A 24,170-nucleotide genomic window follows, 5' to 3' on the forward strand; every position below is an offset into this window, starting at 1 on the left:
TTGCCTCCTCGCAGACCGGCGGACAGGGTCATTCCCCAGCAATCCTCACGTCCGCCGGTCCCGAACGGTTCAGTCTGTCCCGAACGATTCAGTCACCCGGGCGTCAAATGAACGTCGCCACGGAACACCGCCACGGAACACCGCCATGACCGGCCGGCGGTCAGCTCACCGGCCACCACGCCTGCCCCGCGGGGATGTCCTTGACGAACACGATCCCGTCATTGCTCGCCAACCGGGCCGGGTCCAGCGGAGAGTAGCCGAACCAGGCGGACTCGCGGGGGGCCGGCGTCGCGTCGCCGAGGACGGCGGCCAGCCGGCGGGCGTCCACGACGTACCGGTCCTCTCCCAGCGCGTACAGGAGCCCTTCGATGGTGTCCGCGGGTGGCGCGTGCACACCGCGATGCCGGATCGTGCCGAGGGCCGTGGCCAGGAACGCGTAGTCCTCGCCCAGCCGGGCGCTGACGATCGCCCCGGCGCTCCACCACTCCAGCGGCAGGTCACCCATCCGCATCGTGCTCGGGTCCCGCGCCAGATGCGCGTTGTGGGCGTGCACCAGCGCCGGGCCCCGCTCGGCGATGGCGAGCAGGTTGGCCGCCATCATCGAAGCCCGCAGGGCCAGCAGCCACCGCATTCGTGCCGGTGACGGGTCGGCCAGCCAGCGGTGGTAGCCCAGCAGCCCGGTGGCGGTACGACCGTAGAGGCGTGCCCGGTCCCAGTCGTCGCGCGAGGACACCGCGACCAGGTGTGGCGTCTGAGTGTCGAACAGGGTCACCAGGTCGTCGGCGAGCAGCCGCAACTGTTCGGCCTCGGGCGTGCGCCCCACGGACCGGGACGGGTCCATCATCGCGGCGGGATCGGTCCACCGGTCGTCGGCGCCGAGCAGGCGGTCGAGCGTTTCCGCGGTGCACGGCAGCAGGCCGGCGTCGACCCGGGCGATGAGGTACGCGTGGAGTGCGGTGAGGGCCTGCCTCGGGCTCGCGGCGGCGGTGATCTCCAGCGGGCCGTCGAAGCCGGCGAAGCGCAGCCGATGCGACGCGGGCCGCCCGTGGTTGTACGCCCGCATCCAGCTCACCAGCTCGCGGTTGGCCGCGGACGCGCCGAACCCGTGGCTGAAGCCGCGCTCCATGACCTCGTCGAGGGTGCCCGTACCCGAGGTGACGTAGTCGTCCACGATCAGGCCCATCAGGCAGTCGCTCTCGATCGCGATCGTCTGGTAGCCGTCCCGCTCGACGAGTTGCCGGAAGAGTTCGTTGCGCAGGTCGAGCGGGACGTTCTCGCCGTAGCTGGGCTCGCCCAGGGCGAGCAGCCGCGGCCGGGCCGGAAGCAGCCCCATGACAGAGGCAGCCTCAACGACCTGGACCGCATCGTGGATATCGGTAGTCATACCCCTCAACGGTATCGTTGAACTGTCGTTTGAAACTTATCCCCGATATCGGCAGGACAGTGGCGCGAAACCTTCAAAGCGGTGGGCAGCTCAGGCCGGTTGACCTGGCGCGCCGGCACGGCCTGTCCACGCAGGCTGTCAGGAACTACGAGGCGGCCGGCATCCTTCCGGACGCCGAACGCAGCGCGCACGGCTACCGCACGTACACGCCGCTGCACGGGAACGCGCTGCGCGCGTTCCTCGCCCTGGTGCCCGGGCACGGCCACCGGACGGCCGCGTCGGTCATGCGGGCGATCAACCGGGACGCGACCGAGCACGCGCTCGCGATCATCGACGAAAGTCACGCCCAGCTTCTCGAGGACCGCCGCACGCTCCGGGCCGTCGAAGCGGCGCTCGGCGACCTCGGCCCGGTACCGCAGGAACGCGGCGACACCTTCGTCGGCCCGCTGGCCGGAAGGCTCGGCATCCGCCCGGCCACCCTGCGCAAGTGGGAACGCGCCGGCCTGGTCCAGCCGCGCCGCGACCCGCACACGGGCTACCGGGTCTACAGTGCGGCCGACGTGCGCGACACCCTGCTCATCCACCAGCTCAGGCGGGGTGGCTACCGGCTGGGGCAGATCGCCCCGCTGATCGTCCAGGTCCGCTCCGCCGGGGGCGTCGCACCCCTCGCATCGATGCTGGACGACTGGCGCGCCCGCCTGTCGGCCCGCGGCCACGCCATGCTCGCCGGCGCCGCGGCACTGGACGCCTACCTCGGCTGCCGGCCGGACTCCGCCCGGAGACCGGCCGGCGGCCAGGTGAGCTAGGCAAGCTAGGCCGGCACGTTTTTGTCCTGGTTGAGAACCTGGGACACCACAGCCCGGGCCTCCTCCTGGATGCGCTCCAGGTGCTCGGGCCCCTTGAACGACTCCGCGTAGATCTTGTAGACGTCCTCGGTGCCCGACGGCCGGGCCGCGAACCACCCCGAGTCGGTGCACACCTTCAGGCCGCCGATCGCCGCGCCGTTGCCCGGCGCCTCGGTCAGCGTCTGGGTAATCGGCTCCCCGGCCAGCGACTTCGCCGGCACCTGCTCCGGCGACAGCGCCCCGAGCAGCTTCTTCTGCTCCCGGTCGGCCGGCACGTCGAGCCGGGCGTAGGCCGGCTCACCGAAGCGGGAGGTCAGGTCGGCGTAGTGCTCGCTGGGCGTACGGCCGGTCACCGCGGTGATCTCCGACGCCAGCAGGCACATCAGGATGCCATCCTTGTCCGTGGTCCAGGTGCGCCCGTCGGCGCGCAGGAACGAACCTCCGGCGCTCTCCTCGCCGCCGAACGCGATCGAGCCGTCCAGCAGGCCGGACACGAAGTACTTGAAGCCCACCGGTACCTCGACGAGCTGCCGGCCCAGGTCGTCCGCCACCCGGTCGATCATCGAGGAGGACACCAGCGTCTTTCCGATCGCCGAGTAGTCCTGCCAGCCGTCCCGGTGGGAGAACAGGTACGAGATGGCCACCGCCAGGTAGTGGTTCGGGTTCATCAGGCCGGCGTCGGGCGTGACGATCCCGTGCCGGTCGGCGTCCGCGTCGTTGCCGGTGGCCACCTGGAACGCATCCCGCTGGGCGATCAGCGAGGCCATCGCGTACGGCGACGAGCAGTCCGTGCGGATCTTCCCGTCCGAGTCCAGCGTCATGAACGACCAGGCCGGGTCGACGGTCTTGTTGACCACGGTCAGGTCGAGGCCGTGCCGTGAGGCGATCTCCTCCCAGTACGCGACGCTGGCACCGCCCAGCGGATCGGCGCCGATGCGCAGGCCGGCCGAACGCACCGCGGCCAGGTCCACCACCGAGGGCAGGTCGTCGACGTACCGGGCGAGGAAGTCGTACCGGCCGGTGCTGTCGGCGGACTTCGCCCGCTCGTACGGCACCCGGCGCACCTCGCGCAGCCCGCCGGCCATCAGCTCATTGGCCCGGTTCTGGATCCACCGCGTCACGTCGGAGTCGGCCGGGCCGCCGCTGGGCGGGTTGTACTTGAAGCCGCCGTCGTCCGGCGGGTTGTGCGACGGGGTGACCACCACGCCGTCGGCGAACCCGGACTCTCGGCCCAGGTTGTAGCTGATGATGGCGTGCGACAGCGCGGGCGTCGGGGTGTACCCGTCGCGCTCGTCGATCAGCACCCGGCAGCCGTTGGCGGCGAACACGGACAGCGCGTCCTGCGTCGCCGGCTCCGACAGGGCGTGGGTGTCCCGACCCAGGAACAGCGGGCCGTCGATGCGTTGCAGCCGCCGGTAGTCACAGATCGCCTGGCTGATCGCCACGATGTGGTCGGAGTTGAACGCCTTGCGCAGGCTGGACCCGCGGTGCCCGGAGGTACCGAACGTGACCTGCTGCGCCGGATCCGACGGGTCCGGGTGCTCGTCGTGGTACGCGGCGAGCACGGCCGCGACATCCACCAGATCCGACGGCTGCGCGGGCTGACCGGCCCGTGGGTTGCCAGACATCAAGCCTCCACCTTCTGCCCCTTGCCGATGACGACGACGCCACGGTCGGTCACCTTGTACCGTTCCCGGTCCCGTTCCAGGTCCACACCGATCTCACACCCTTCGGGGACCACGACGTTCTTGTCGATGATGGCGTTGCGCACCACCGCGTGACGGCCGATGTCCACGCCCTCCATCACCACCGAACCCTCGACGTGCGCCCAGGAGTGCACCCGCACATTGGGCGAGATGACCGAGTTCTCCACCAGCGAGCCGGAGACCACCACGCCGGGCGAAATCATGGAACCCACCGCCCGCCCGACCCGCTCCTGCCAGCCGTGCACGAACTTGGCCGGCGGCCACGGCCCGTGTCCAGTCAGGATCGGCCAGTCGGAGTTGTACAGGTTGAAGACCGGATGGATGGAGATGAGGTCCATATGGGCCTCATAGTACGAATCCAGGGTTCCCACGTCCCGCCAGTACCCGCGATCGCGATCGGTACTCCCCGGCACCTGGTTGTCCCGGAAGTCGTACACATTGGCCTCGCCCCGCTCGACGAACGCCGGAATGATATTGCCCCCCATGTCGTGCCGGCTGCGCGGGTCCTTCGCGTCCCGGGTGACCGCGTCGATCAGCTCCCGCGCGGTGAACACGTAGTTGCCCATCGACGCGTAGATCTCATCCGGCGCGTCGGGCAGCCCGGTGGCGTCGGTCGGCTTCTCGCGGAACGCCCGGATGCGCCGGCCGTCCTCGCCCACGTCGATCACGCCGAACTGGTCGGCCTGGGACAGCGGCTGGCGGATGCCGGCCACCGTGACCGCCGCGCCGGACTCGATGTGCGCGGCCAGCATCTGCTCCGGATCCATCCGGTAGATGTGGTCGGCGCCGAAGACCAGCACGTAGTCCGGCGACGCGTCGTAGACGAGGTTGAGGCTCTGGTAGATGGCGTCGGCCGAGCCGGCGAACCACTGCGGGCCCAGCCGCTGCTGCGCCGGGACCGGGGCCACGTAGTTGCCCAGCAACGTGGACATCCGCCAGGTCATCGTCACGTGCCGGTCGAGCGAGTGCGACTTGTACTGGGTCAGCACCACGATCTTCAGGTACCCGGCGTTGGCGAGGTTGGACAGGACGAAGTCGATCATTCGGTAGATCCCGCCGAACGGGACGGCGGGCTTGGCACGATCGGCGGTCAGCGGCATCAGGCGTTTTCCCTCGCCGCCCGCCAACACGATGGCGAGCACCTTGCTACCCATGACAGGACGCTAACCACCAGTCCGGCTCCGCGCCAGTGCAGAGCGCCGATACGGGACTAGGGTGCGTCCATGGACGCATCCCCCGCGACCACCCCCGCGCTACGTGTCGACCTGCTCACCAGGGAGTACCCGCCGGACGTGTACGGCGGCGCCGGCGTGCACGTCGAGTACCTCGCCGACAACCTGCGCCCGCTGGCCGACGTGCGGGTGCACTGCTTCGGGGCGCCCGGTCCCCGGCCACAGGCCGGCGTCACCGGATACGCCACACCGGCCGGGTTGGCCGGCGCCAATGCCGCCCTCGCCACCATGGGCATCGACCTGGAGATGGCCGCGGGTTGCGCCGGCACCGACGTGGTGCACAGCCACACCTGGTACGCGAACCTCGCCGGCCACGTCGCCAAGCTGCTGCACGGCGTACCGCACGTGGTCACGACGCACAGCCTGGAGCCGCTACGGCCATGGAAGGCCGAGCAGCTCGGCGGCGGCTACGCGCTGTCGTCCTGGTGTGAGCGCACCGCGATCGAGGCGGCCGACGCGGTCATCGCGGTCTCCGACGGCATGCGTCGCGACCTGCTCGCCTGCTACCCGTCCGTCGCCCCGGCTCGGGTACGCGTGGTGCACAACGGCATCGACACCGGGCAGTACGCCCGGGATCCGGGCACCGACGTGCTGGCCCGGCTCGGCATCGACCCGGACCGGCCGACCGTCACGTACGTCGGCCGGGTCACCCGGCAGAAGGGGCTGCCGTACCTTCTGCGCGCCGCCGACCGGCTGCCCGCCGGCGCGCAGCTCGTCCTGCTGGCCGGGGCGCCCGACACGCCGGAGATCGCCGCCGAGGTGGAGCACCTGGTCGCCGGGCTGCGCGAGCGGCGCGACGGCGTGGTCTGGGTGCTGGAGATGCTGCCCAAGCACGAGGTCATCCAGGTGCTCTCGCACAGCACCGTGTTCGTCTGCCCGTCGATCTACGAGCCGATGGGGATCGTCAACCTGGAGGCGATGGCCTGCGAGGCCGCCGTCGTGGCCACCGCCACCGGCGGCATCCCGGAGGTGGTCGCCGACCGGGAGACCGGCCTGCTGGTCCCGATCGACCAGGCGCCCGGCGGCGGCGACCCGGTCGCTCCGGACCGGTTCGTCGCCGACCTCGCCGCGGCGATCACCGAGCTGCTGGAGGACCCGGAGCTGGCGGCGCGGATGGGCCGGGCCGGGCGGCGCCGCGCCGTCGAGCGGTTCTCCTGGGCGTCGATCGCCGAGAAAACCATGCGGGTGTACCAGCAGGTACTCGGGTAGCCGATCCGCTCGCCGAGAGATCCGGGCCGGGCTGGTTTACGTTGGGACGATGACTGGACGGTTCCCGATCGAGGACGTCACGCCCGCGGTGGAGTGCGGGCGCTATCCGGCCAAGGCGGTCGCCGGCGAGATCGTGCCGGTCGCCGCGACCGCCTATCGGGAGGGCCACGCCGCGCTGGGCTGCAACGTGGTCTGGTGGGGTCCGGACGGCGACCCGCACCCGTTCACCCGGATGAGGCCCGGCGAGGCGGGACACGACCGCTGGCACGCCACGATCACCCCGGACGCGGCCGGCTCCTGGACCTTCGCTGTCGAGGCGTTCCACGACCCGTACCTGACCTGGCGCGACGCCATCAGCAAGAAGCTCGACGCCGGCCAGGGGCTGGAGGATGTGGCCGCCGACCTGGTCGAGGGCCAGCAGATCCTCCAGGCGGCCCTGGCCACCGCGCCCACCCAGGTGCACTCCCGGCTCGAAGGAGCGGCGGCCGGGCTCGCCGACACGCACATCCCGCTGTTCGCCCGGGTCTCCCCCGCCCTGGCCGTGGCCGACGTGCTCTGGCGGTACCCGGTGCGGGAGCTGGTCACCCGCTCCGCCGAGTACCCGATCTGGGTCGACCGGCCGCGCGCGCTGTTCTCCGCCTGGTACGAGTTCTTCCCGCGTTCCGAGGGCGTCGCGGTGCCGGCGCCCGGCGAACCGGCCGAGCACGGCACGTTCGCCACCGCGACCGCCCGGCTGCCCGATGTCGCGGCGATGGGCTTCGACGTGCTCTACCTGCCACCGATCCACCCGATCGGCCGGATCAACCGCAAGGGAAAGAACAACGCCCTGGTCGCTGAGCCGGACGACGTCGGCTCCCCGTGGGCGATCGGCTCCGCCGAGGGCGGGCACGACGCGATCCACCCCGACCTGGGCACCGAGGCCGACTTCCGGGACTTCATCGCCGCCGCCCGGGAGGTGGGCCTGGAGGTGGCCATGGACCTGGCGCTGCAGACCGCTCCCGACCACCCCTGGGCCACCAAGCACCCGGAGTGGTTCACCCACCGCCCGGACGGCTCCATCGCGTACGCCGAGAACCCGCCGAAGAAATACCAGGACATCTACCCGCTCAACTTCGACAACGACCCGGACGGCATCCGCGCCGAGGTGCTGCGCATCGTGCTGCACTGGGTGAGTCTGGGCATCCGGGCGTTCCGGGTGGACAACCCGCACACCAAGCCGCTGGACTTCTGGCACTGGCTGATCGGCGAGGTCAAACGCGCGGAGCCGGACGTGCTGTTTCTCGCCGAGGCGTTCACCCGCCCGGCCGTCATGCACGGCCTGGGCAAGATCGGCTTCACCCAGTCGTACACCTACTTCACCTGGCGCACCACGGCCGCCGAGCTGCGGGCGTACTGCGAGGAGCTGGTCGAGAGCGCCGACCACATGCGGCCCAACTTCTGGCCCAACACCCCGGACATCCTGCACGAGACGCTTCAGCACGGCGGGCCGCCGATGTTCAAAATCCGGGCGGTACTGGCGAGCATGCTCTCGCCGTCCTGGGGTATGTACGCCGGTTATGAACTGTTCGAGCACGAGGCTCGCCCGGGCGCCGAGGAGTATCTGGACAACGAGAAGTTCCAGCTGCGCCCCCGGAACTGGGCCGGGCAGGAGGCGGCCGGCCAGTCGCTGTCCGGTTTCATCGGGCAGCTCAACGCGATCCGCCGAGACAACCCGGCCCTGCACTGGCTGCGCAACCTGCGCTTCCACGACATCGACAACGACGCCCTGCTGTGCTGGTCCAAGCGCGACCCGGCGACCGGAAACACGGTCCTGGTGGTCTGCTCCCTCGACTCGGCGAACGTGCAGTGGGGCAACACGACTCTGGACATGCCGGCGCTGGGCATGGACTGGCAGGACCGGTTCACCGTGCGCGACGAACTGACCGGGGCGAGCTACGACTGGGGCCAGCGCAACGCGATACGGCTGGACCCGTACCTTGTGCCCGCGCACATTTTCACCGTCCACCACCCTGGCGAGGTCTGATGGGCAACATCATGGGCAACCTGGTCAGCGGCGAGATTCACGACCCGCACGCGCTGCTGGGTGCGCACCCGAACGGCGGCGACACGGTCATCCGCACCTTCCGGCGCGACGCCGAGGAGGCCGTCGTGGTGGCCGAGGACGGCCGGTACCCGATGAACCGGGTCCACGAGACCGGCGTGTTCGAGGCGACCGTACCGGGTGCCGTACTGGACTACCGCTTGGACGTGGACGGTCAGCGGGTGGACGACCCCTACCGGTACCCACCGACGGTCGGCGACCTGGACCTGCACCTGATCGGTGAGGGGCGCCACGAACGGCTGTGGACCATACTCGGCGCCCACCCGCACGCCGACGGGGTCGCGTTCGCGGTCTGGGCGCCCAACGCCCGAGGGGTACGGGTGGTCGGCGACTTCACCGGCTGGGGCCCGTACGAGGGTTGGCCCATGCGCTCGATGGGCAGCAGCGGCATCTGGGAACTGTTCGTTCCGTCGGCCGCCCCCGGGCAGCGCTACAAGTTCCGGATCCTCGGCCCGGACGGCGAGTGGCGCGAGAAGGCCGACCCGCTGGCCACACACACCGAGGTACCGCCGGCCACCGCCTCCGTGGTCTACCGCTCCGGCTACGACTGGGGCGACGCGCGCTGGATGGAGCAGCGCGCCCAGGCATCGCAGCACCGCGAGCCGGTCAGCGTGTACGAGGTGCACCTCGGCTCGTGGCGCCCCGGACTGTCCTATCGCGACCTGGCCGACCAGCTCACCGAGTACGTGCTGGAGCTGGGCTTCACGCACGTGGAGTTTCTGCCCGTCATGGAGCACCCGTTCGGCGGCTCCTGGGGATACCAGGTCACCGGCTACTACGCGCCCACCGCCCGCTTCGGCGAACCAGACGACCTGCGCTACCTGGTGGACCGGCTGCATCAGGCCGGCATCGGCGTCATCCTCGACTGGGTGCCCGCGCACTTTCCGCGCGACGAATGGGCACTGGCCCGATTCGACGGCACCCCGCTGTACGAGCACCCCGACCCCCGTCGCGGCGAGCACCCGGACTGGGGCACGTACGTGTTCGACTACGGCCGTACGGAGGTGCGCAACTTCCTGGTCGCCAACGCGCTGTACTGGCTCGAAGAGTTCCATGTGGACGGTCTGCGGGTCGACGCGGTTGCCTCGATGCTGTATCTCGACTACTCGCGCGAGGACGGCCAGTGGGCACCCAACCAGTACGGCGGCCGGGAAAACCTGGAGGCGATCGGGCTGCTCCAGGAGGTCAACGCCACCGCCTACCGGCACCACCCCGGCATCCTCATGGTGGCCGAGGAGTCCACCGCGTGGCCCGGAGTCACCCAGCCGACCTCCGCCGGCGGCCTGGGCTTCGGCTTCAAGTGGAACATGGGCTGGATGCACGACACCCTGTCATACCTGGCCAAGGACCCGATCCACCGGCAGTACCACCACAACCAGCTCACCTTCTCGCTTGTCTACGCGTGGAGCGAGAACTACGTGCTGCCGATCAGCCATGACGAAGTGGTGCACGGCAAGGGTTCGCTGACCGGCAAGATGCCGGGCGACACCTGGCGCCGGCTGGCCGGCACCCGGGCCCTGCTCGCGTACATGTGGGCGCACCCGGGCAAGCAACTGCTGTTCATGGGCTGCGAACTGGGCGACGACCGGGAGTGGAGCGAGAGCCGCGGCCTGGACTGGGGCCTGTTGCAGGATCCGGATCGGGCCGGCGTGCAGCGACTGGTCGGTGACCTCAACACGGCGTACCGCGCCAGTCCCGCGCTGTGGTCGCAGGACACCACGCCGAACGGGTTCCGCTGGATCGTCGGTGACGACGCCGGCAACAACACCGTCGCGTTCATCCGGCTCGCGGCCGACGGCACGACGCTGGTGTGCGTGGCCAACTTCTCGGCGCTGCCGCACGAGGGGTACCGGTTGGGCCTGCCCACGGCTGGCACCTGGACCGAGATGATCAACACCGACTCGCACAGCTACGGCGGCTCGGGCGTGGGCAACCTGGGCAGCGTACGGGCCGAACCCCAGCCGTGGCATGGCTTGCCGGCCTCGGCGTCGCTGCGGGTACCGCCGCTGGGCGTGCTCTGGTTGCGTCCCGAGTAGACACGCGGAATACGCTGCGGTACATGCCCGATCTCGCAGTGTCCTTCTTCCCCGGCCGTGACGGCGTGAACCTCGCCTACCGGGAGGTCGGCGAGGGCAGGCCGCTCGTGCTGCTTCACGGCCTCCTGAGCGACGGGACGCTGTGGCTGCGCCACGGCCAGGCCGAGACGATCGCGACGCACGGCTACCGCGTGATCCTGCCGGATTTCCGCGGACATGGCCGCAGCGCCAAGCCCCACGACCCCGCCGCCTATCCCCTCGACGTGCTGGCCGACGACGGGCTGGCCCTCGTCGAACACCTCGGCTTGGACGACTACGACCTCGGCGGGTACTCGCTCGGCGCGCGGATCGCGGTGCGGATGCTGGTGCGCGGTGCGACACCGGGCCGGGCGGTGGTCGCGGGCCAGGGAATGCGGGAGCTGCTCGGCACGGGAGGCGGCGCCTCGGCGCGCCTGCGGCCGATTCTCAACGGGTGGGGGACGTTCGAGCCGGGCTCACCGGAGGAGCGCACCGAGCAATGGCTGCGATCAGCCGGTGAAGACCCGGTCGCGCTGCTGCACGTGATGGATTCGATGGTCGCCACGCCGGCCGAACCGATCGGCGGCATCCAGGTGCCGACGCTCGTCGTGGTGGGGGCCGACGACGAGCGCGCCGCGACCGCCGACGAGTTGGTCGCGACGCTGCCGCACGGCGTTCGGGCCACGGTACCCGGAGACCACGTGGCGGCGGTCGGCACACCGGAACTCACCGCCGCGATCGTGGATTTCCTCATCTCTGGCGGCAATCTCTAGCATAGCTGCGAGCCTGGGGCGGCATGGCAAGAGAGAAAGAGCGGACTCCGTGATCAGAGATCGGCTCGCGAGCCGTGAGACAGCCGCGCCGGTGCGGGCGCCCGGCGCGCCGACGACCTTCGAGCGCGCCGGTTTCCTTGTCCGGCAAGGACAGCGACTCGGCCAGGTGGTCCGCAACCGGCCGGCCGGCATCACCGCGCACCAGTGGAGCTCGGCGACCCGTACCCCGTTGGCGTTCGTGGTGACCGATCCGTTGAGCGACGCGACGGTACTGGCCGTCGAGGCTCACGACCCAGGCGACCGCGCCGAGATCCGCGCCGACCGGGCGAGCGCCGCCGTGTGCGGGGCCGCCGGCCTGCCGCTGCTGCGCGTCGAGTCCCCGGCGTGCGGCGCCCCGCCGTTCGCGCGGCGGTTCATCGAGTACGTCCTGGACGCGTACGCGTACACGACCGCCACCGGCGGCGAACCGCCCGGGTACCGCGACATCACCGGCCGGCTGCCCGACGGCCGCGAGGGATTTGTCAACGATCTCGGCGCCGTCGCCCGGGTCACCGCCGTCGACGCCTACGTCGGCGGCCGGCTCATCGACCCGATCGTGCGCAGCCTCACCGTGTCCTGGCGGGACGGCGCCGCCGAGGGCTGGGCGTGGCTGGACGTCCGCGAGGGGCGGTGCCTGTTCGCCCGTACCCGGATCTGGCAGTACCGGTTCTCCTGCGGCGTCGAGGTCGACCGGCTGGTCGAGGACGTCGCGACGGCGGCGATCGGCGAACGGCTAAGGACGCTGGACGTCGCCGAACCCGTGCTGCGCGACAAGCGGGACCTCGCCCGCGAGCTGGACGACCTCAAGCGGCGCCGGGACGAGATGGCCACCCCGTTCGCGTTCGAGCACGTCTCGTTCGACTGACGCCGGTCGTGCCCGGCGTCAGGCCGGAGGAGACACGGCCTGACCCAGTTGGTTGCGGCGGCGTGTCAGGTACGCGATCTCGGCGGTGTTGGTCGCCAGTTCGATGGCCTTGTCGTAGGCCGCCCGTGAATTCTGGCTGCGGCCCAGCCGGCGCAGCAGGTCGGCACGGGTCGCATGGTAGGCGTGATAGCCGGCCAACGAGTGGTCGAGACGGTCGACGATCGCCAGTGCCACCTCCGGGCCGTCGAGCTCGGCGACCGCGATAGCCCGGTTGAGGGCGACGATCGGCGACGGGTCGAGGCGGACGAGCTGGTCGTAGAGCGCGACGACCTGCGACCAGTCGGTGTCGCGTACGTCGCGGGCGGAGGTGTGCACGGCGTTGATCGCGGCGAGGATCTGGTACCGCCCCGGAGCCACCCGGGCGGCTAGGCGTTCGCGTACCAGCTGGTGACCTTCGGCGATCAGCGTCGCGTCCCAGGCACCCCGGTCCTGTTCGTCGAGGGTGACCAGTTCGCCGCTGGCCGAGACCCGGGCGGTGCGGCGGGCCTCGGTGAGGAGCATCAGCGCCAGCAGCCCGGCCACCTCACCGTCCTCCGGCAGGAGGGCACGGATCAGGCGGGTGAGCCGGATCGCCTCGGCGGTCAGCTCGTGACGTACGGGATCGCTGTCGGAGCCGCTCGCCAGGTAGCCCTCGTTGAAGACGAGGAAGAGCACGGCGAGTACGCCGGAGAGGCGGGTCGGCAGGTCCTCCATGGACGGCACCCGGTAAGGGATGCGGGCCGCTTTGATCTTGGCCTTCGCGCGGGTGATCCGCTGCCCCATGGCTGCCTCCTGCACCAGGAAGGCCCGGGCGATCTCGGGTACGGTCAGCCCGGCGACCATGCGCAGCGTCAGCGCCACCCGGGTCTCCATCGCCAGCGCCGGGTGGCAGCAGATGAAGATCAGCCGGAGCCGCTCGTCGTCGATGGCGCCGAGAGGCTCGGGCGGGTCGTCGTCGTACAACAGCTGAGCCTCCCTCTGCTTGTCGTCGCGCTTGCTCTCGCGCCGGATCCGGTCGATGGCCTTACGGTTGGCGGTGGTGGTCAGCCAGGCGCCGGGGTTGGGCGGCACGCCGTCGGCGGGCCACCGCTCGACGGCGGTCGCGAACGCCTCGGCCGCCGCTTCCTCGGCGATGTCGAGGTCACCGAAACGCTTGGTCAGGGCGGCGACCACCCGCGCCCACTCCTCGTGGTGCGCCTCGGTGATCGCCGACTGGACGTCGATCACGCTCACAGGAACGGCCGCACCTCGATCTTCCGATCACAGACCTTCGACGCCTCGGCGGCGAGCTTGAGCGCCACGTCCAGATCGGGGACCTCCCACACCCAGACGCCGGCGAGGTACTCCTTCGACTCCACGAAAGGCCCGTCGCTGAACACCGCCTGCTCGCCCCGGTTGTCGACGACCGTGGCCGCGTCGGTGTCCGCGAGTCCGCCCGCGAAAACCCAGTAGCCCTCGGCGATCAGTCGTTCGTTGAACACGCTGATGGCAGGCCGCCTGTCCGTGCTGCCGGGATTGATCTTGTCGTCGATCACGGAGACCAGGTACTGCATCTGAAAATCATCTCCTATGGTTCGGGGCGTCCCTCGTGGGCTGCCTCTCACCCCTGCTACGAACGCCGCTGCCCCGATCCGACACCGCTTCGCGGATTTCTTGCGAAGACTTTCTGGTACGCCTGCCGGCGTCACTGCCCGGCGAGCCGCGGGCGCGTCACTTTCCGGCGAGCCGGCGGGCCGAGTCGGCCGCACGTTGCCGGGTGGCCGGCAGCGCCTCGGCGACCGGCCCGAACACGCCTTCGAGCAGGAAGACCGCGAGGCCGTGCGCGGAGGCCGCGACGGCCAGTACCAGTTCCAGCGCGGCCGCGGGGTCGTCGCGCAGCCGACCGGCCGGTCCGGTCAGTACCGCGAGCACGTCGTTGCCGGCCTCGGCCAACTCCGGATAGCGGGACTTGTCCAACCCGGCCGCGAACGTCACCTCGAACAGCGCCCGCTCCTGAACGGCGAACAGCACGTACGCCGAACCGAACCGGGCCAGTTGCTCGACCGGATCGCTCGCGCCGGCCACCGCCTCCGAGAAGCGGCGCTTCTGTTCCAGGTAGCCGCGCAGGGCGACCGCGGCCAGCAGCGCGTCGCGGTCCGCGTAGTGCTTGTACGGCGCCGCGACGCTGACCCCGGCCCGGCGGCTGGCCTCGGCGAGGGTGAACCCGCGCGGGCCGGTGTCGGCGACCAGTGCCAGCGCGGCCTGTTCCAGCGCGTTGCGCAGATCACCGTGGTGGTGCCCCAGCGGGCGCTTGGCGGGTCGCGTCACGCGAGCTAGGTTAACACCACTTACCTGGTAAACGCCATTAACCACGGAGGCCCGCTGATCATGACGACGAAGACCTGGTTCATCACCGGCGCCGGCTCCGGCCTCGGCTACCACCTGACCAGCCTGCTGCTGGAGCGCGGCGACCGGGTCGCGGCGACGGCCCGCCGCCCCGGGGCGCTGGACGAGCTGACCGACCGGTACGGCCCGCAGCTGTGGACCACCAGCCTGGACGTGACCGATGCCCCGGCGGTTCGGCGGGCGGTCGACGGCGCCTGGGCGCGGTTCGGCCGCGTCGACGTCGTGGTGTCCAACGCCGGGGTCGGCCTGCTCGGCGCCGCCGAGGAGGCGTCCGACGAACAACTCGCGCACCAGCTCGCCGTCAACCTGGTCGGCCCCATCCAGGTGGCCCGCGCGGTCATCCCCCACCTGCGCGCCCAGGGCGGCGGCCGGATCGTGCAGCTGTCCAGCTCAGGCGGCCAGGTACCGGACCCCGGCATGAGCCTCTACAACGCCACCAAGTTCGGCGTGGAAGGCTTCTACGAGTCCCTCGCCCTGGAACTCGCACCCTTCGGCATCGAGACCACTCTCGTCGAGCCCGGCGGCAGCCGCACCGGCTTCAACCGCAACCTGATGCTCGCCCCACCCATCGACGCCTACCGGGACACCGTCGTCGGGCAGGTGCGCGGCCTGCTCACCGGCGCCGATCCCGAGTTCCTGAGCCGTGCCATCGCCGGCGACCCGGCCAAGATCGCCCGGGCCATCGTCGACTCGACCGGCGTGTCGCCGGCTCCGAAGCGCCTGGTCCTCGGCGGCGGCGCGTACGAGCAGATCACCGCCGCGCTGCGCGACCGGCTCGCCGCGCTGGAGGCACAGCGGGAGCTGGCCTACAGTACCGACGCCGACGACGCCCGCCGGTCCTGAAGCCAGGGGTCGGCCCGTCGCCGGCCGCCGCCGTCCCGCCAATTAGGCTCGTGAAGTGTCCATGCGCGAGGAGTGGGATGTCGCCGTCGTCGGCGGCGGGCCGGCCGGGCTGGCCGCGGCGATCACCGCGGCGACCGCCGGCGCCCGAACGGTTGTCCTGGAACGGTCGCGGTACCCCCGCTACAAGACTTGCGGCGGCGGCCTGATCGGAGCGTCGCTGGCAACCGTCGCACCCTGGATCACCGTCCCCTCCCGCGACCACATCCACGCGGTGACCGCCACGCACGACGGTGACCGCGAGTTCAGCCGGGAGGACACCACCCGGCCGCTGCTGGAGATGGTGCTGCGCGACGAGTTCGACGACGCCCTGCGCAAGGCCGCCGCCGAGGCCGGGGCCAGCATCCGCGAGGACTCCATGGTGCGCGCGATCGACCATGACGGCGGCCAGGCCGTCGCACGGCTGGCCGGTGGCGAGCAGGTACGGGCGCGGGTCCTCGTGGGTACCGACGGATCGGGGGGCGTCAGCGCCCGGCACGCCGGCGTCGAGTTCGAGCAGGTCGACCTCGGCCTGGAGGTGGAGGTTCCGGTACCCGAGCCGGTCCGGCACCGGTGGCGCGGCAGGCTCCAGCTCGACTGGGGACCCATCCCCGGCTCGTACGGCTGGGTGTTCCCCAAGTCCGACCGGCTCACCGTCGGCGTCATCGCCGCCCGCGGCCAGGGCGACGGCACCCGCGCGTACCTGCGGCGGTTCGTCGACCGGCTCGGACTGGCCGGGTACCCGCCGGTGCACGACTCCGGGCACCTGACCCGGTGCCGTACCCTCGACTCCCCCCTGCGCAAGGGCCGCGTCCTCGTCGCCGGTGACGCGGCCGGCCTGCTCGAACCGTGGACCCGCGAGGGGATCAGCTTCGCGCTGCGCTCGGGTACCTTCGCCGGAACCGCCGCGGCGGCAGCAGCCGGGGCGGCCGACGAGGCGGAGTTCGACCGCGCCCTGGACGGCTACCTTCGCGACGTGGACCGGGTACTGATCCCGGAGATGCGCGCAGGGCGACGGCTGCTGTCCGCCTTCATGCGGCACCCCGGCCTGTTCCACCGGACGCTGGCCACTCCGCCCGGCTGGCGGGCGTTCACCAAGCTGTGTCGCAGCGAGGTCAGCTTCGCCGGAGCTGTTGGCCGCCCGGGCGTGCGCACGGCGCTGGCCGCGCTCGGCCGGGGAGGGCGCGACCCGGTGCTGCTCGGCGCCGCCGGCCGATCGTCCCGCTGAGTCGATCGTCCGCCGAGTCGGCCGGCCCGCCGAGCCGGTCCCGCGGGCGGCCGTCGTCTGGCTCCGCCCGCCGAGCCGGTCCCGCGGGCGGCCGTCGTCCGGCTCTGTCCGCCAAGCCGGTGCCGCGGGCGGCCGTCGTCCGGCTCTGTCCGCCAAGCCGGTGCCGCGGGCGGCCGTCGTCCGGCTCCGCCCGCCGGGGCAACCCTCCTGCGCCAGCCTTTGCTCTGCTTACCCATACGCAACACAAACGGCGTTCGAGTGTTGCCTACAGGTAAGCGGAGCAAAGCGTCCAGCAGACAACCACCCCGGCAGCCGGCGGCCGGCGGCCCAGCACGCGCCAGGTCGGATCGGGTCGGATCGGGTCGGGCGGCGGGTCTCAGACCTCAAGCCCCGGCGGGCGGTGATCCAGCACGACGGTCAGGACGACGTCGTGTTCGAGCAGCGCCTTGGCCGCGCACAGCACCTTGGTGAAACCGGCGGTCGAGCCGGTCACGTACGCGACGGCCGTGTCCCCGTCACCACCCACCCCGACCTCAGTGACTTGGACGAACGTGGTGTCGTCCTCCCAGGGCACGAACCGGAACTCGACGGTCGTCGGACTGTCCTCGTTCCACTCGAAGACGATCCGGCGGTCCCGCTCGAACTCCTTGACCGAGACCGTGGTCGAGACGCCGTACATCTCCCAGTCCCACCGCACGCGAGCGCCTGGACCCAGCTCACCGCTGCTCTTGGTGAACCAGAACCTGGTGGTGACGGCCGGGTCGGCGAAGGCCCGGAAGACCTCCGCGACCGGCCTGCGGATGAGCATGTCGGCGGCCACGGTCGGGGTACCGGTCAGGGTGAGCTCACTCATGTCACACGACCTCCTGGGTCATTCGGGTTCGGTACCGCCGGAAGGGTCTCGCCCGTCTCCAGCAGGGTCTTCAGGTTGGACAGCAGGTGCGGCCATCCCTGGCCGACCATCCGCACCACGGTGCCGTCGGGGTCGAGGTCGTCGTGGACGACCGTCAGCTTCACCATCCGGCCGTGCGGCTCGATGTCGAACGTCACCTTCGACCGGCTCTCGCCGCGCAACCGCCCGAGCAGCTCGTCGTCGAACCCGTGCGCCCGCGCCCACTCCGGTGTGAAGGTGTGCCACGTGTAGGACAGCCGACGGTACGGTTCGGCTTCGAGGACAACCTGAGCGGGATCGGCGATCTTCACGCCGTTTTCCTCCCAGACCATCGGCGATCCGGCCGACCAGTCGGTCTCGAAGGCCACGCCCCAGTACCGGCGGGTGAACGCCGGGTCGGTCAGCGCCGCCCAGAGCCGTTCCGGCGTGGTGTTGACGTAGGTGGTGTAGACGAATCCGGGATCGGGCATCGGTTCCTGCTCCAGTGCGGTCTTCAGGTCGGCGAGCGCGCGCACCCGTTCGCGGTTGTACCGGTCGATCCAGCGCTCGCTGATGGCGTTGATGGGTGCGGCGTTCAGGTAGTGCAACTTCTCCCGACCGCGCCACACCGTGGTCACCAGGTCGGCCGCCTCCAGCACGGCCAGGTGCTTGCTGACGGACTGCCGGGCCATGTCCAGCCCGACGCACAGCTCGCGCAGGGTCTGCCCGTTGCGGTCGTTCAGGCTGTCCAGCAACCGACGGCGGCTCGCGTCGGCGAGCGCCCTGAAGACCTCATCCACCTCGGTGACCACTCCCAACATGCAGCCTCGTGGCTGCCTGTTCACGATAGGCAGCCAGACGGGTGCATGTCAACGGCGGAAGGTGTTAGAGGACTTTCCCGCTCGGGCGGGTACGGGGGACGTGCCGCCGGTACACGCTGACCGTCGGGTCGCCCGCGATCCAGAAGCGCCACGGCAGGTCGTGCGCGCCGGTCACCCCGACCCGGGGCCCCGCCACGATCTCGCCAACCGGACCGTCCGGCGGCACCAGCAGCCCTGGCCCGCGGCCGTCGAGCAGATTCGTGCCGTAGAACGTGCGGTCGATGCCCAGCGCCGAACACAGCCGCGCCGGCCCGCGGGCCAGGTCGACGTCCCGGCGCACCGCCGTACGGCGGGCTCGCGCCGCATCGAGGCCGTCCACCACGGACCCGGCCCGCAGCAGTACCGCGGATGCTTCGCCCTCCACGCCGCACACGACGTTCATGCACCAATGCATTCCGTACGTGAAGTACACGTAGGCGTACCCGGCCGGACCGAACATCACCTCGTTGCGAGGGGTACGCCCCCGGTGCGCGTGCGACGCCGGATCCAGCCCGGTACCCGAGTACGCCTCCACCTCGGTCAGCCGTACGGTGACCCCGCCCGCGGACAGCCGGCACCCGAGCAGCCCCCGGGCGGCCCGCTCGACCGGGCCGGCCAGTAACTCGACGAGGTTCAGCGGGGTACCACCCGCTCGCTCGCCCAGCCGCGCCAGCCGTCGAGCCGGTCCTGCACGCCGACCAGCTGGTCGGCCACCGGCCCGGGCCCGGTCGACCCCGGGGTGCGGCGGGCGGCCAGCGCCCCCCGTACCGACAGCACCTCCCGCACCTGCGGGCTCAGCTCCGGCGACACCGCCGCGAGGTCCTCATCGGACACCTCTTCCAGCGCGCACTCGCGGGCGGCGGCCAGCGCGACCAACCGTCCGGTGATCTCGTGCGCGTCCCGGAACGGTACGCCCCGCTGCACCAGCCAGTCGGCGACCTCGGTCGCCAGCGTGTACCCCTGCGGAGCCGCGGCGACCAGCCGATCCACCCGTACCGTCATCGTGGAGATCATCCCGGCCAGCGCGGGCAGCACGAGTTCCAGGGTGTCCACCGCGTCGAAGACCGGCTCCTTGTCCTCCTGCATGTCCCGGTCGTAGGCCAGCGGCAGCCCCTTGAGCATGGTGAGCACCGAGACCAGCCCGCCGATCAGCCGGCCGGTCTTACCCCGGGCCAGCTCGGCGATGTCCGAGTTCTTCTTCTGCGGCATGATCGAGGAGCCGGTCGCGAACCCGTCGTCCAGCTCGACCCAGCCGAACTCCGGCGTCGTCCACAGCACGACCTCCTCGCCGAGCCGGGACAGGTGCACGCCGGCGAGGGCGAGCACGAACAGCAGTTCGGCGACGAAGTCGCGGTCGGCCACCGCGTCGATCGAGTTCGGCGCGGCCTGCTCGAAGCCCAGTTCCTTGGCCACCTGTACCGGATCCAGCGGCAGCGACGAGCCGGCCAGCGCCCCCGCGCCCAGCGGGCTGACCGCCGCCCGGCGGTCCCAGTCGCGCAGCCGGTCGAGGTCGCGCAGCAGCGCCTGGACGTGCGCCAGCAACTGGTGGCCGAACGTGATCGGCTGGGCGTGCTGGAGGTGGGTCATGCCGGGCGCGGGCGTGTCCACGTGCCGCTCGGCCTGTTCGGTCAGCGCGTCGGCCAACTCCACCACGCGGGCGGCCACACCCCGGGCGTGGTCGCGGAGGTAGAGCCGCAGGTCGGTGGCCACCTGGTCGTTACGCGACCGGCCGGCGCGCAGCTTGCCACCGAGCGCGCCGAGGCGCTCCAGCAGGCCGCGCTCCAGCGCGGTGTGCACGTCCTCGTCATCCACCGTCGGCCGGAACTCGCCGGAAGCGCAGGCCGCCTCCAGGTCGTCGAGGGCGGCCAGCATGCGGCCGAGTTCGTCGGCGGACAGCAGCCCGGCGCGGGCCAGCACCCGGGCGTGTGCCCGGGAACCGGCCAGGTCGTAGGGGGCCAGCCGCCAGTCGAACTGGACGCTGACGGACAACCGGGCCAGTGCTTCGGCCGGACCGCCGGCGAAGCGCCCGCCCCACAGCCGGGTCGAGCCTTCGGTGAGTGACTGATCGTTCACGTTGGCTATTGTGCTCACCGCTCCGGGAGCCCCGCATCCCGGGCCTGGGCCAGAAGGCCGCTCATCTACTCGTTTCCTTCCTCGCGCCCAGCCCAGCTGGACAGCTTCGCGGCCAGCCGGTGGCCGCTGGTGTTGATCGCGTCGGCGCCGGTCTCCCGGGCCACGACCAGGATCGTGTCGTCGCCGGCGATGGTGCCCACGACATCGGGCAGGCCGGAGCGGTCCAGCGCGCTGGCGAGGAACTGCGCGGCCCCGGGCGGGGTACGCAGAACCACCAGGTTACCGCTCGCGTCGGCGCCGGTGAGCAGTTCGCGCAGCAGCCGTACCAGCCGGGCCGGCGCCTGCTCGGCCGGGCGCAGGACGGGGTTGCCGTCCTCCGGGATGAGGTACGCGGCCGGGGCGCCGTCGCTCGTGCGTACCTTCACCGCCCCCATCTCCTCCAGATCGCGCGACAGGGTCGCCTGGGTGACCTGCACCCCGTCGGCCGACAGCAGGTCGGCCAGCTCGGTCTGCGAGCGCACCGCCCGCTCGCGGATCAGCCGGGCGATGCGGGCGTGCCGCGCGGTCTTGGTCAGCGGGGCGGTCATCGTCGCGCCTGCCCCTGACCGTCCACATCGGACTGTGCTCCGTCCGGTGTGGACACCAGCCAGGCCAGTAGCGCCTTCTGCGCGTGCAGCCGGTTTTCGGCCTGGTCGAACACGGCGCTGTGCGAACCGTCCATCACCTCGTCGGTGATCTCCTCGCCCCGGTGCGCCGGCAGGCAGTGCAGCACGATCGCCCCGGGTGCCGCGGCGCCCAGCAGCTTGCTGTTGACCTGGTACGGCAGGAACGGCCTGATCCGGTCCCGCCCGTCCTCCTCGTGGCCCATGGAGGTCCAGGCGTCGGTGACCACCACGTCCGCCCCGTCGACCGTCTCGTACGGGTCGCGCAGTGTCTCCACCCCGCCGCCGGTCCACGCGGCGATCTCGTGCGCCCGGGACACCACCGCCGGATCCGGGTCGTACCCGGCCGGTCCGCCGACCCGTACCCGCATCCCCGCGGTCACCCCGGCCAGCAGGTACGAGTGGGCCATGTTGTTCGCCGCGTCGCCGACGTAGGCCAGGGTACGGCCGGCGGTGCCGCCCAACCGTTCCCGGATGGTGAGCAGGTCGGCCAGCAGCTGGCACGGGTGGAACCCGTCGGTGAGCGCGTTGACCACCGGTACGCCGGCCGCGCCGGCCAGCGCCGCCAGCCGCTCGTCGGAGAAGGTACGGATCACGATCGCGTCCACGTACCGGGACAGTACGGCTGCCGCGTCCTCGATGGTCTCGCCCCGGCCGAAGTGCGTGGAGCGGGCGTCGATGACCAGCGGGTGCCCGCCCAGCTGAGCGACGCCGGTTTCGAAGGAGACCCGGGTGCGCAGCGACGGCTTCTCGAAGATGAGCGCCACCGGGCGCGGGCCGGCCAGCGGCCGGTGGGCGTACCGGTCGGTCTTGAAGGTGGCCGCCAGGTCGAGTACCGCGCCCTGCTCGGCCGGGCTCAGGTCGTCGTCGCGCAGGAAGTGCCGGATCATTTCTTGTCTCCAAGGACAGCCGAACTATCCACAATGGACAGCGCGCTGACGAACGCGTCGGCCTGCTCGGCCGTGAAGATGAGCGGCGGTACCAGCCGCACGACGTCCGGTTGAACCGCGTTGACCAGGAACCCGGCCTCGCGCAGCGCACCCGCGAGCGCCCCGGCGACCGGCGCGGTGAGCACGATTCCCAGCAGCAGGCCGGAGCCGCGCACGCCGGACACGAGCGGGTGGCCCAGCGCCTCGATGCCCCGGCGCAACCGTTCCCCGATCCGCTTGACGTGGTCGAGCAGGCCCTCGGAGGAGATCGTGCCGAGCACGGCCAGCGCGGCGGCGCAGCTGACCGGGTTGCCACCGAACGTGGTGCCGTGGCTGCCCGGGCCGAGCAGGTCGGCGGCCGGGCCGAACGCCAGGCAGGCACCGATCGGCAGCCCGCCGGCCAGGCCCTTGGCCAGGGTCAGCACGTCCGGCTCGACGCCCTCGGCCTGGTGGGCGAACCAGTGCCCGGTGCGCCCGACGCCGGTCTGTACCTCGTCGAGGACCAGCAACGCGCCGTGGCGCGAAGTGATCTGCCGGGCCGCGGCGAGGTACCCGCTGGGCGGTACCACGACTCCCTGCTCGCCCTGGATCGGCTCCAGGATCACCATGGCGGTCTCATCGGTGACCGCCGTCTCCAGCGCCTCCACCGAGCCGTACGGCACGTGAGTCACGTCGCCGGGCAGCGGCCGGAACGGGTCGGCCTTCGCCGGCTGGCCGGTCAGCGCGAGGCTGCCCATGGTACGGCCGTGGAACCCGCCCTCGGCCGCCACCACGTGGGTACGGCCGGTACGGCGGGACAGCTTGAACGCCGCCTCGTTGGCCTCCGACCCGGAGTTGCAGAAGAACGCCCGGCCCGGCCGGCCGGCCAGGGCCAGCAGCAGTTCGGCCAGCGCCACTGGCGGCTCGGCGATGTACAGGTTCGACACGTGTCCGAGGGTCGCGATCTGCCGGCTGACCGCGGCGACCACCGCCGGGTGCGCGTGCCCGAGCGCGTTGACCGCGATGCCGCTGACCAGGTCGACGTACGGGCGGCCGGACTCGTCCCAGACGACCGAGCCCTCGCCGCGCACCAGGGCCATCGGCGGCGTCCCGTAATTGTCCATCATGGACTGTTGCCAACGCGCGACCAACGAGCCGGTCATGAGGGAACCACCATCGTTCCGAACCCTTCCGAGGTGAAGACTTCCAGCAGAGTTGAGTGGGCGACCCGGCCGTCGACGACGTGGGCCGCGGGTACGCCGCCGCGCACCGCGCGCAGGCAGGCTTCCATCTTCGGGACCATGCCCGATTCCAGGCGCGGCAGCAGTTCGGCCAGCGCGTCAGTGCCGATCTGCGAGATCAGGCTCGACTCGTCCGGCCAGGACGCGTAGAGCCCGGTGACATCGGTCAGCACCACCAGCTTGCGGGCGCGCAGCGCGACGGCCAGCGCCGCCGCGGCGGTGTCCGCGTTCAGGTTGTGCAGGACGCCATCCGCGTCGGGCGCGACCGTGGACACCACCGGGATCCGCCCGGCCGCGATGAGATCGGCGACCGCGGAGACGTTGACCGCGTCCACGTCGCCCACCTGACCGACGTCCACCGGCTCACCGTCCACATAGGCCGGTCGGCGTACGGCGGTGAACAGCCGGGCGTCCTCACCGGACAGACCGACCGCGTACGGGCCATGCTCGTTGATCAGACCGACCAGTTCCCGGCCGACCTGACCGACCAGCACCATCCGGACCACGTCCATCGCCTCGGGCGTGGTGACCCGCAGCCCGCCGCGGAACTCGCTCTGGATGCCCAGCCGGCTCAGCATCGCCGAGATCTGCGGCCCGCCGCCGTGCACCACGACCGGCCTGAGCCCGACGTAGCGCAGGAACACCATGTCGGCGGCGAAGTGGCGGCGCAGCTCCGGTGAGGTCATCGCGTTGCCGCCGTACTTGATGACGATGGTGGCCCCGTGGAACCGGGCCAGCCACGGCAGCGCCTCGATCAGCGTGGCCGCCTTGGTCTGTGCGGCCGCCAGATCCCGGGTCAGCAGGCTCTCCACGGCG

22 protein-coding genes are annotated in these 24,170 nt (G+C 71.4%); 8 read left to right on the forward strand and 14 right to left on the reverse strand.

The window, feature by feature from the left end:
• Positions 1-160 precede the first annotated feature (160 nt).
• A complete protein-coding gene (locus tag Raf01_RS27020; protein WP_239133942.1) occupies positions 161-1,384 on the reverse strand; it encodes an erythromycin esterase family protein in 1,224 nt (407 codons plus the stop codon).
• Between the two features lie 59 nt (positions 1,385-1,443).
• Here Raf01_RS27020 and Raf01_RS27025 point away from each other — a divergent pair, with 59 nt between their 5' ends.
• Positions 1,444-2,190, forward strand: coding sequence for a TioE family transcriptional regulator (locus Raf01_RS27025; RefSeq protein WP_203920832.1), 747 nt, complete (start codon positions 1,444-1,446; stop codon positions 2,188-2,190).
• A gap of 5 nt (positions 2,191-2,195) precedes the next feature.
• Here Raf01_RS27025 and pgm read toward each other — a convergent pair whose 3' ends face one another.
• Together pgm and glgC are read right to left on the reverse strand one after the other, a co-directional pair.
• On the reverse strand, positions 2,196-3,857 hold the full coding sequence (gene pgm / locus Raf01_RS27030) for a phosphoglucomutase (alpha-D-glucose-1,6-bisphosphate-dependent) (protein ID WP_203920833.1): 1,662 nt from the start codon (positions 3,855-3,857) through the stop codon (positions 2,196-2,198).
• A complete protein-coding gene (gene glgC, locus Raf01_RS27035; protein ID WP_203920834.1) occupies positions 3,857-5,089 on the reverse strand; it encodes a glucose-1-phosphate adenylyltransferase in 1,233 nt (410 codons plus the stop codon). Before glgC ends, pgm begins: the two co-directional genes overlap by 1 nt.
• A 69-nt stretch (positions 5,090-5,158) precedes the next feature.
• Here glgC and glgA point away from each other — a divergent pair, with 69 nt between their 5' ends.
• The 5 genes from glgA to Raf01_RS27060 are packed head-to-tail and all read left to right on the forward strand — an operon-like array spanning position 5,159 to position 12,208.
• Positions 5,159-6,376 (forward strand): glycogen synthase, encoded by a 1,218-nt coding sequence (gene glgA, locus Raf01_RS27040; RefSeq protein WP_203920835.1) that lies wholly within the window; start codon positions 5,159-5,161, stop codon positions 6,374-6,376.
• A gap of 49 nt (positions 6,377-6,425) precedes the next feature.
• A complete protein-coding gene (locus Raf01_RS27045) occupies positions 6,426-8,399 on the forward strand; it encodes an alpha-1,4-glucan--maltose-1-phosphate maltosyltransferase (protein WP_203920836.1) in 1,974 nt (657 codons plus the stop codon).
• 11 nt (positions 8,400-8,410) lie between these two features.
• A complete protein-coding gene (gene glgB / locus Raf01_RS27050) occupies positions 8,411-10,513 on the forward strand; it encodes a 1,4-alpha-glucan branching protein GlgB (RefSeq protein ID WP_203920902.1) in 2,103 nt (700 codons plus the stop codon).
• Between the two features lie 23 nt (positions 10,514-10,536).
• Positions 10,537-11,304: an alpha/beta fold hydrolase gene (locus Raf01_RS27055; protein ID WP_203920837.1), complete on the forward strand. Its 768-nt coding sequence runs from the start codon at positions 10,537-10,539 to the stop codon at positions 11,302-11,304.
• 49 nt (positions 11,305-11,353) lie between these two features.
• Positions 11,354-12,208: a PDDEXK family nuclease gene (locus tag Raf01_RS27060; RefSeq protein WP_239133943.1), complete on the forward strand. Its 855-nt coding sequence runs from the start codon at positions 11,354-11,356 to the stop codon at positions 12,206-12,208.
• An 18-nt stretch (positions 12,209-12,226) separates the two neighbouring features.
• Here Raf01_RS27060 and Raf01_RS27065 read toward each other — a convergent pair whose 3' ends face one another.
• The 3 genes from Raf01_RS27065 to Raf01_RS27075 form a co-directional block, all read right to left on the reverse strand.
• A complete protein-coding gene (locus tag Raf01_RS27065) occupies positions 12,227-13,474 on the reverse strand; it encodes an RNA polymerase sigma factor (RefSeq protein ID WP_203920904.1) in 1,248 nt (415 codons plus the stop codon).
• 2 nt (positions 13,475-13,476) lie between these two features.
• The gene (locus Raf01_RS27070) at positions 13,477-13,800 is read right to left on the reverse strand and encodes a YciI family protein (protein ID WP_203920838.1); all 324 of its coding nucleotides are present in this window, start codon (positions 13,798-13,800) and stop codon (positions 13,477-13,479) included.
• Between the two features lie 157 nt (positions 13,801-13,957).
• Positions 13,958-14,554, reverse strand: a complete 597-nt coding sequence (locus tag Raf01_RS27075; protein WP_203920839.1) for a TetR/AcrR family transcriptional regulator — start codon at positions 14,552-14,554, stop codon at positions 13,958-13,960.
• Between the two features lie 60 nt (positions 14,555-14,614).
• Between Raf01_RS27075 and Raf01_RS27080 the strand changes: the two genes are divergently transcribed.
• Positions 14,615-15,475 (forward strand): SDR family oxidoreductase, encoded by an 861-nt coding sequence (locus Raf01_RS27080; RefSeq protein WP_203920840.1) that lies wholly within the window; start codon positions 14,615-14,617, stop codon positions 15,473-15,475.
• A gap of 61 nt (positions 15,476-15,536) precedes the next feature.
• Positions 15,537-16,739, forward strand: a complete 1,203-nt coding sequence (locus tag Raf01_RS27085) for a geranylgeranyl reductase family protein (RefSeq protein WP_203920905.1) — start codon at positions 15,537-15,539, stop codon at positions 16,737-16,739.
• Positions 16,740-17,115: 376 nt separating this feature from the next.
• Here the strand turns inward: Raf01_RS27085 and Raf01_RS27090 are convergent, their stop codons facing one another.
• The 8 genes from Raf01_RS27090 to argB form a co-directional block, all read right to left on the reverse strand.
• Positions 17,116-17,592 (reverse strand): SRPBCC family protein, encoded by a 477-nt coding sequence (locus Raf01_RS27090; RefSeq protein WP_239133944.1) that lies wholly within the window; start codon positions 17,590-17,592, stop codon positions 17,116-17,118.
• Complete coding sequence (locus Raf01_RS27095) at positions 17,589-18,431, reverse strand: ArsR/SmtB family transcription factor (RefSeq protein ID WP_239133945.1); 843 nt, start codon at positions 18,429-18,431, stop codon at positions 17,589-17,591. The genes Raf01_RS27090 and Raf01_RS27095 overlap by 4 nt, the downstream gene beginning before the upstream one ends.
• A 64-nt stretch (positions 18,432-18,495) precedes the next feature.
• Positions 18,496-19,134 carry a DNA-3-methyladenine glycosylase gene (locus tag Raf01_RS27100; protein WP_203920908.1) on the reverse strand — a complete coding sequence of 213 codons (639 nt, stop codon included), beginning with the start codon at positions 19,132-19,134 and terminating at the stop codon, positions 18,496-18,498.
• Positions 19,104-20,543 (reverse strand): argininosuccinate lyase, encoded by a 1,440-nt coding sequence (gene argH / locus Raf01_RS27105; RefSeq protein WP_373319577.1) that lies wholly within the window; start codon positions 20,541-20,543, stop codon positions 19,104-19,106. Before argH ends, Raf01_RS27100 begins: the two co-directional genes overlap by 31 nt.
• A 65-nt stretch (positions 20,544-20,608) precedes the next feature.
• Positions 20,609-21,130, reverse strand: coding sequence for an arginine repressor (locus tag Raf01_RS27110; protein ID WP_203920841.1), 522 nt, complete (start codon positions 21,128-21,130; stop codon positions 20,609-20,611).
• Complete coding sequence (gene argF, locus Raf01_RS27115) at positions 21,127-22,095, reverse strand: ornithine carbamoyltransferase (RefSeq protein ID WP_203920842.1); 969 nt, start codon at positions 22,093-22,095, stop codon at positions 21,127-21,129. The genes Raf01_RS27110 and argF overlap by 4 nt, the downstream gene beginning before the upstream one ends.
• Complete coding sequence (locus Raf01_RS27120) at positions 22,092-23,276, reverse strand: acetylornithine transaminase (protein ID WP_203920843.1); 1,185 nt, start codon at positions 23,274-23,276, stop codon at positions 22,092-22,094. The genes argF and Raf01_RS27120 overlap by 4 nt, the downstream gene beginning before the upstream one ends.
• On the reverse strand, positions 23,273-24,166 hold the full coding sequence (argB, locus tag Raf01_RS27125; RefSeq protein WP_239133952.1) for an acetylglutamate kinase: 894 nt from the start codon (positions 24,164-24,166) through the stop codon (positions 23,273-23,275). Before argB ends, Raf01_RS27120 begins: the two co-directional genes overlap by 4 nt.
• Positions 24,167-24,170: the final 4 nt, after the last annotated feature.

It is taken from the genome of Rugosimonospora africana (genome assembly GCF_016862975.1).
GTDB lineage: Bacteria > Actinomycetota > Actinomycetes > Mycobacteriales > Micromonosporaceae > Rugosimonospora > Rugosimonospora africana.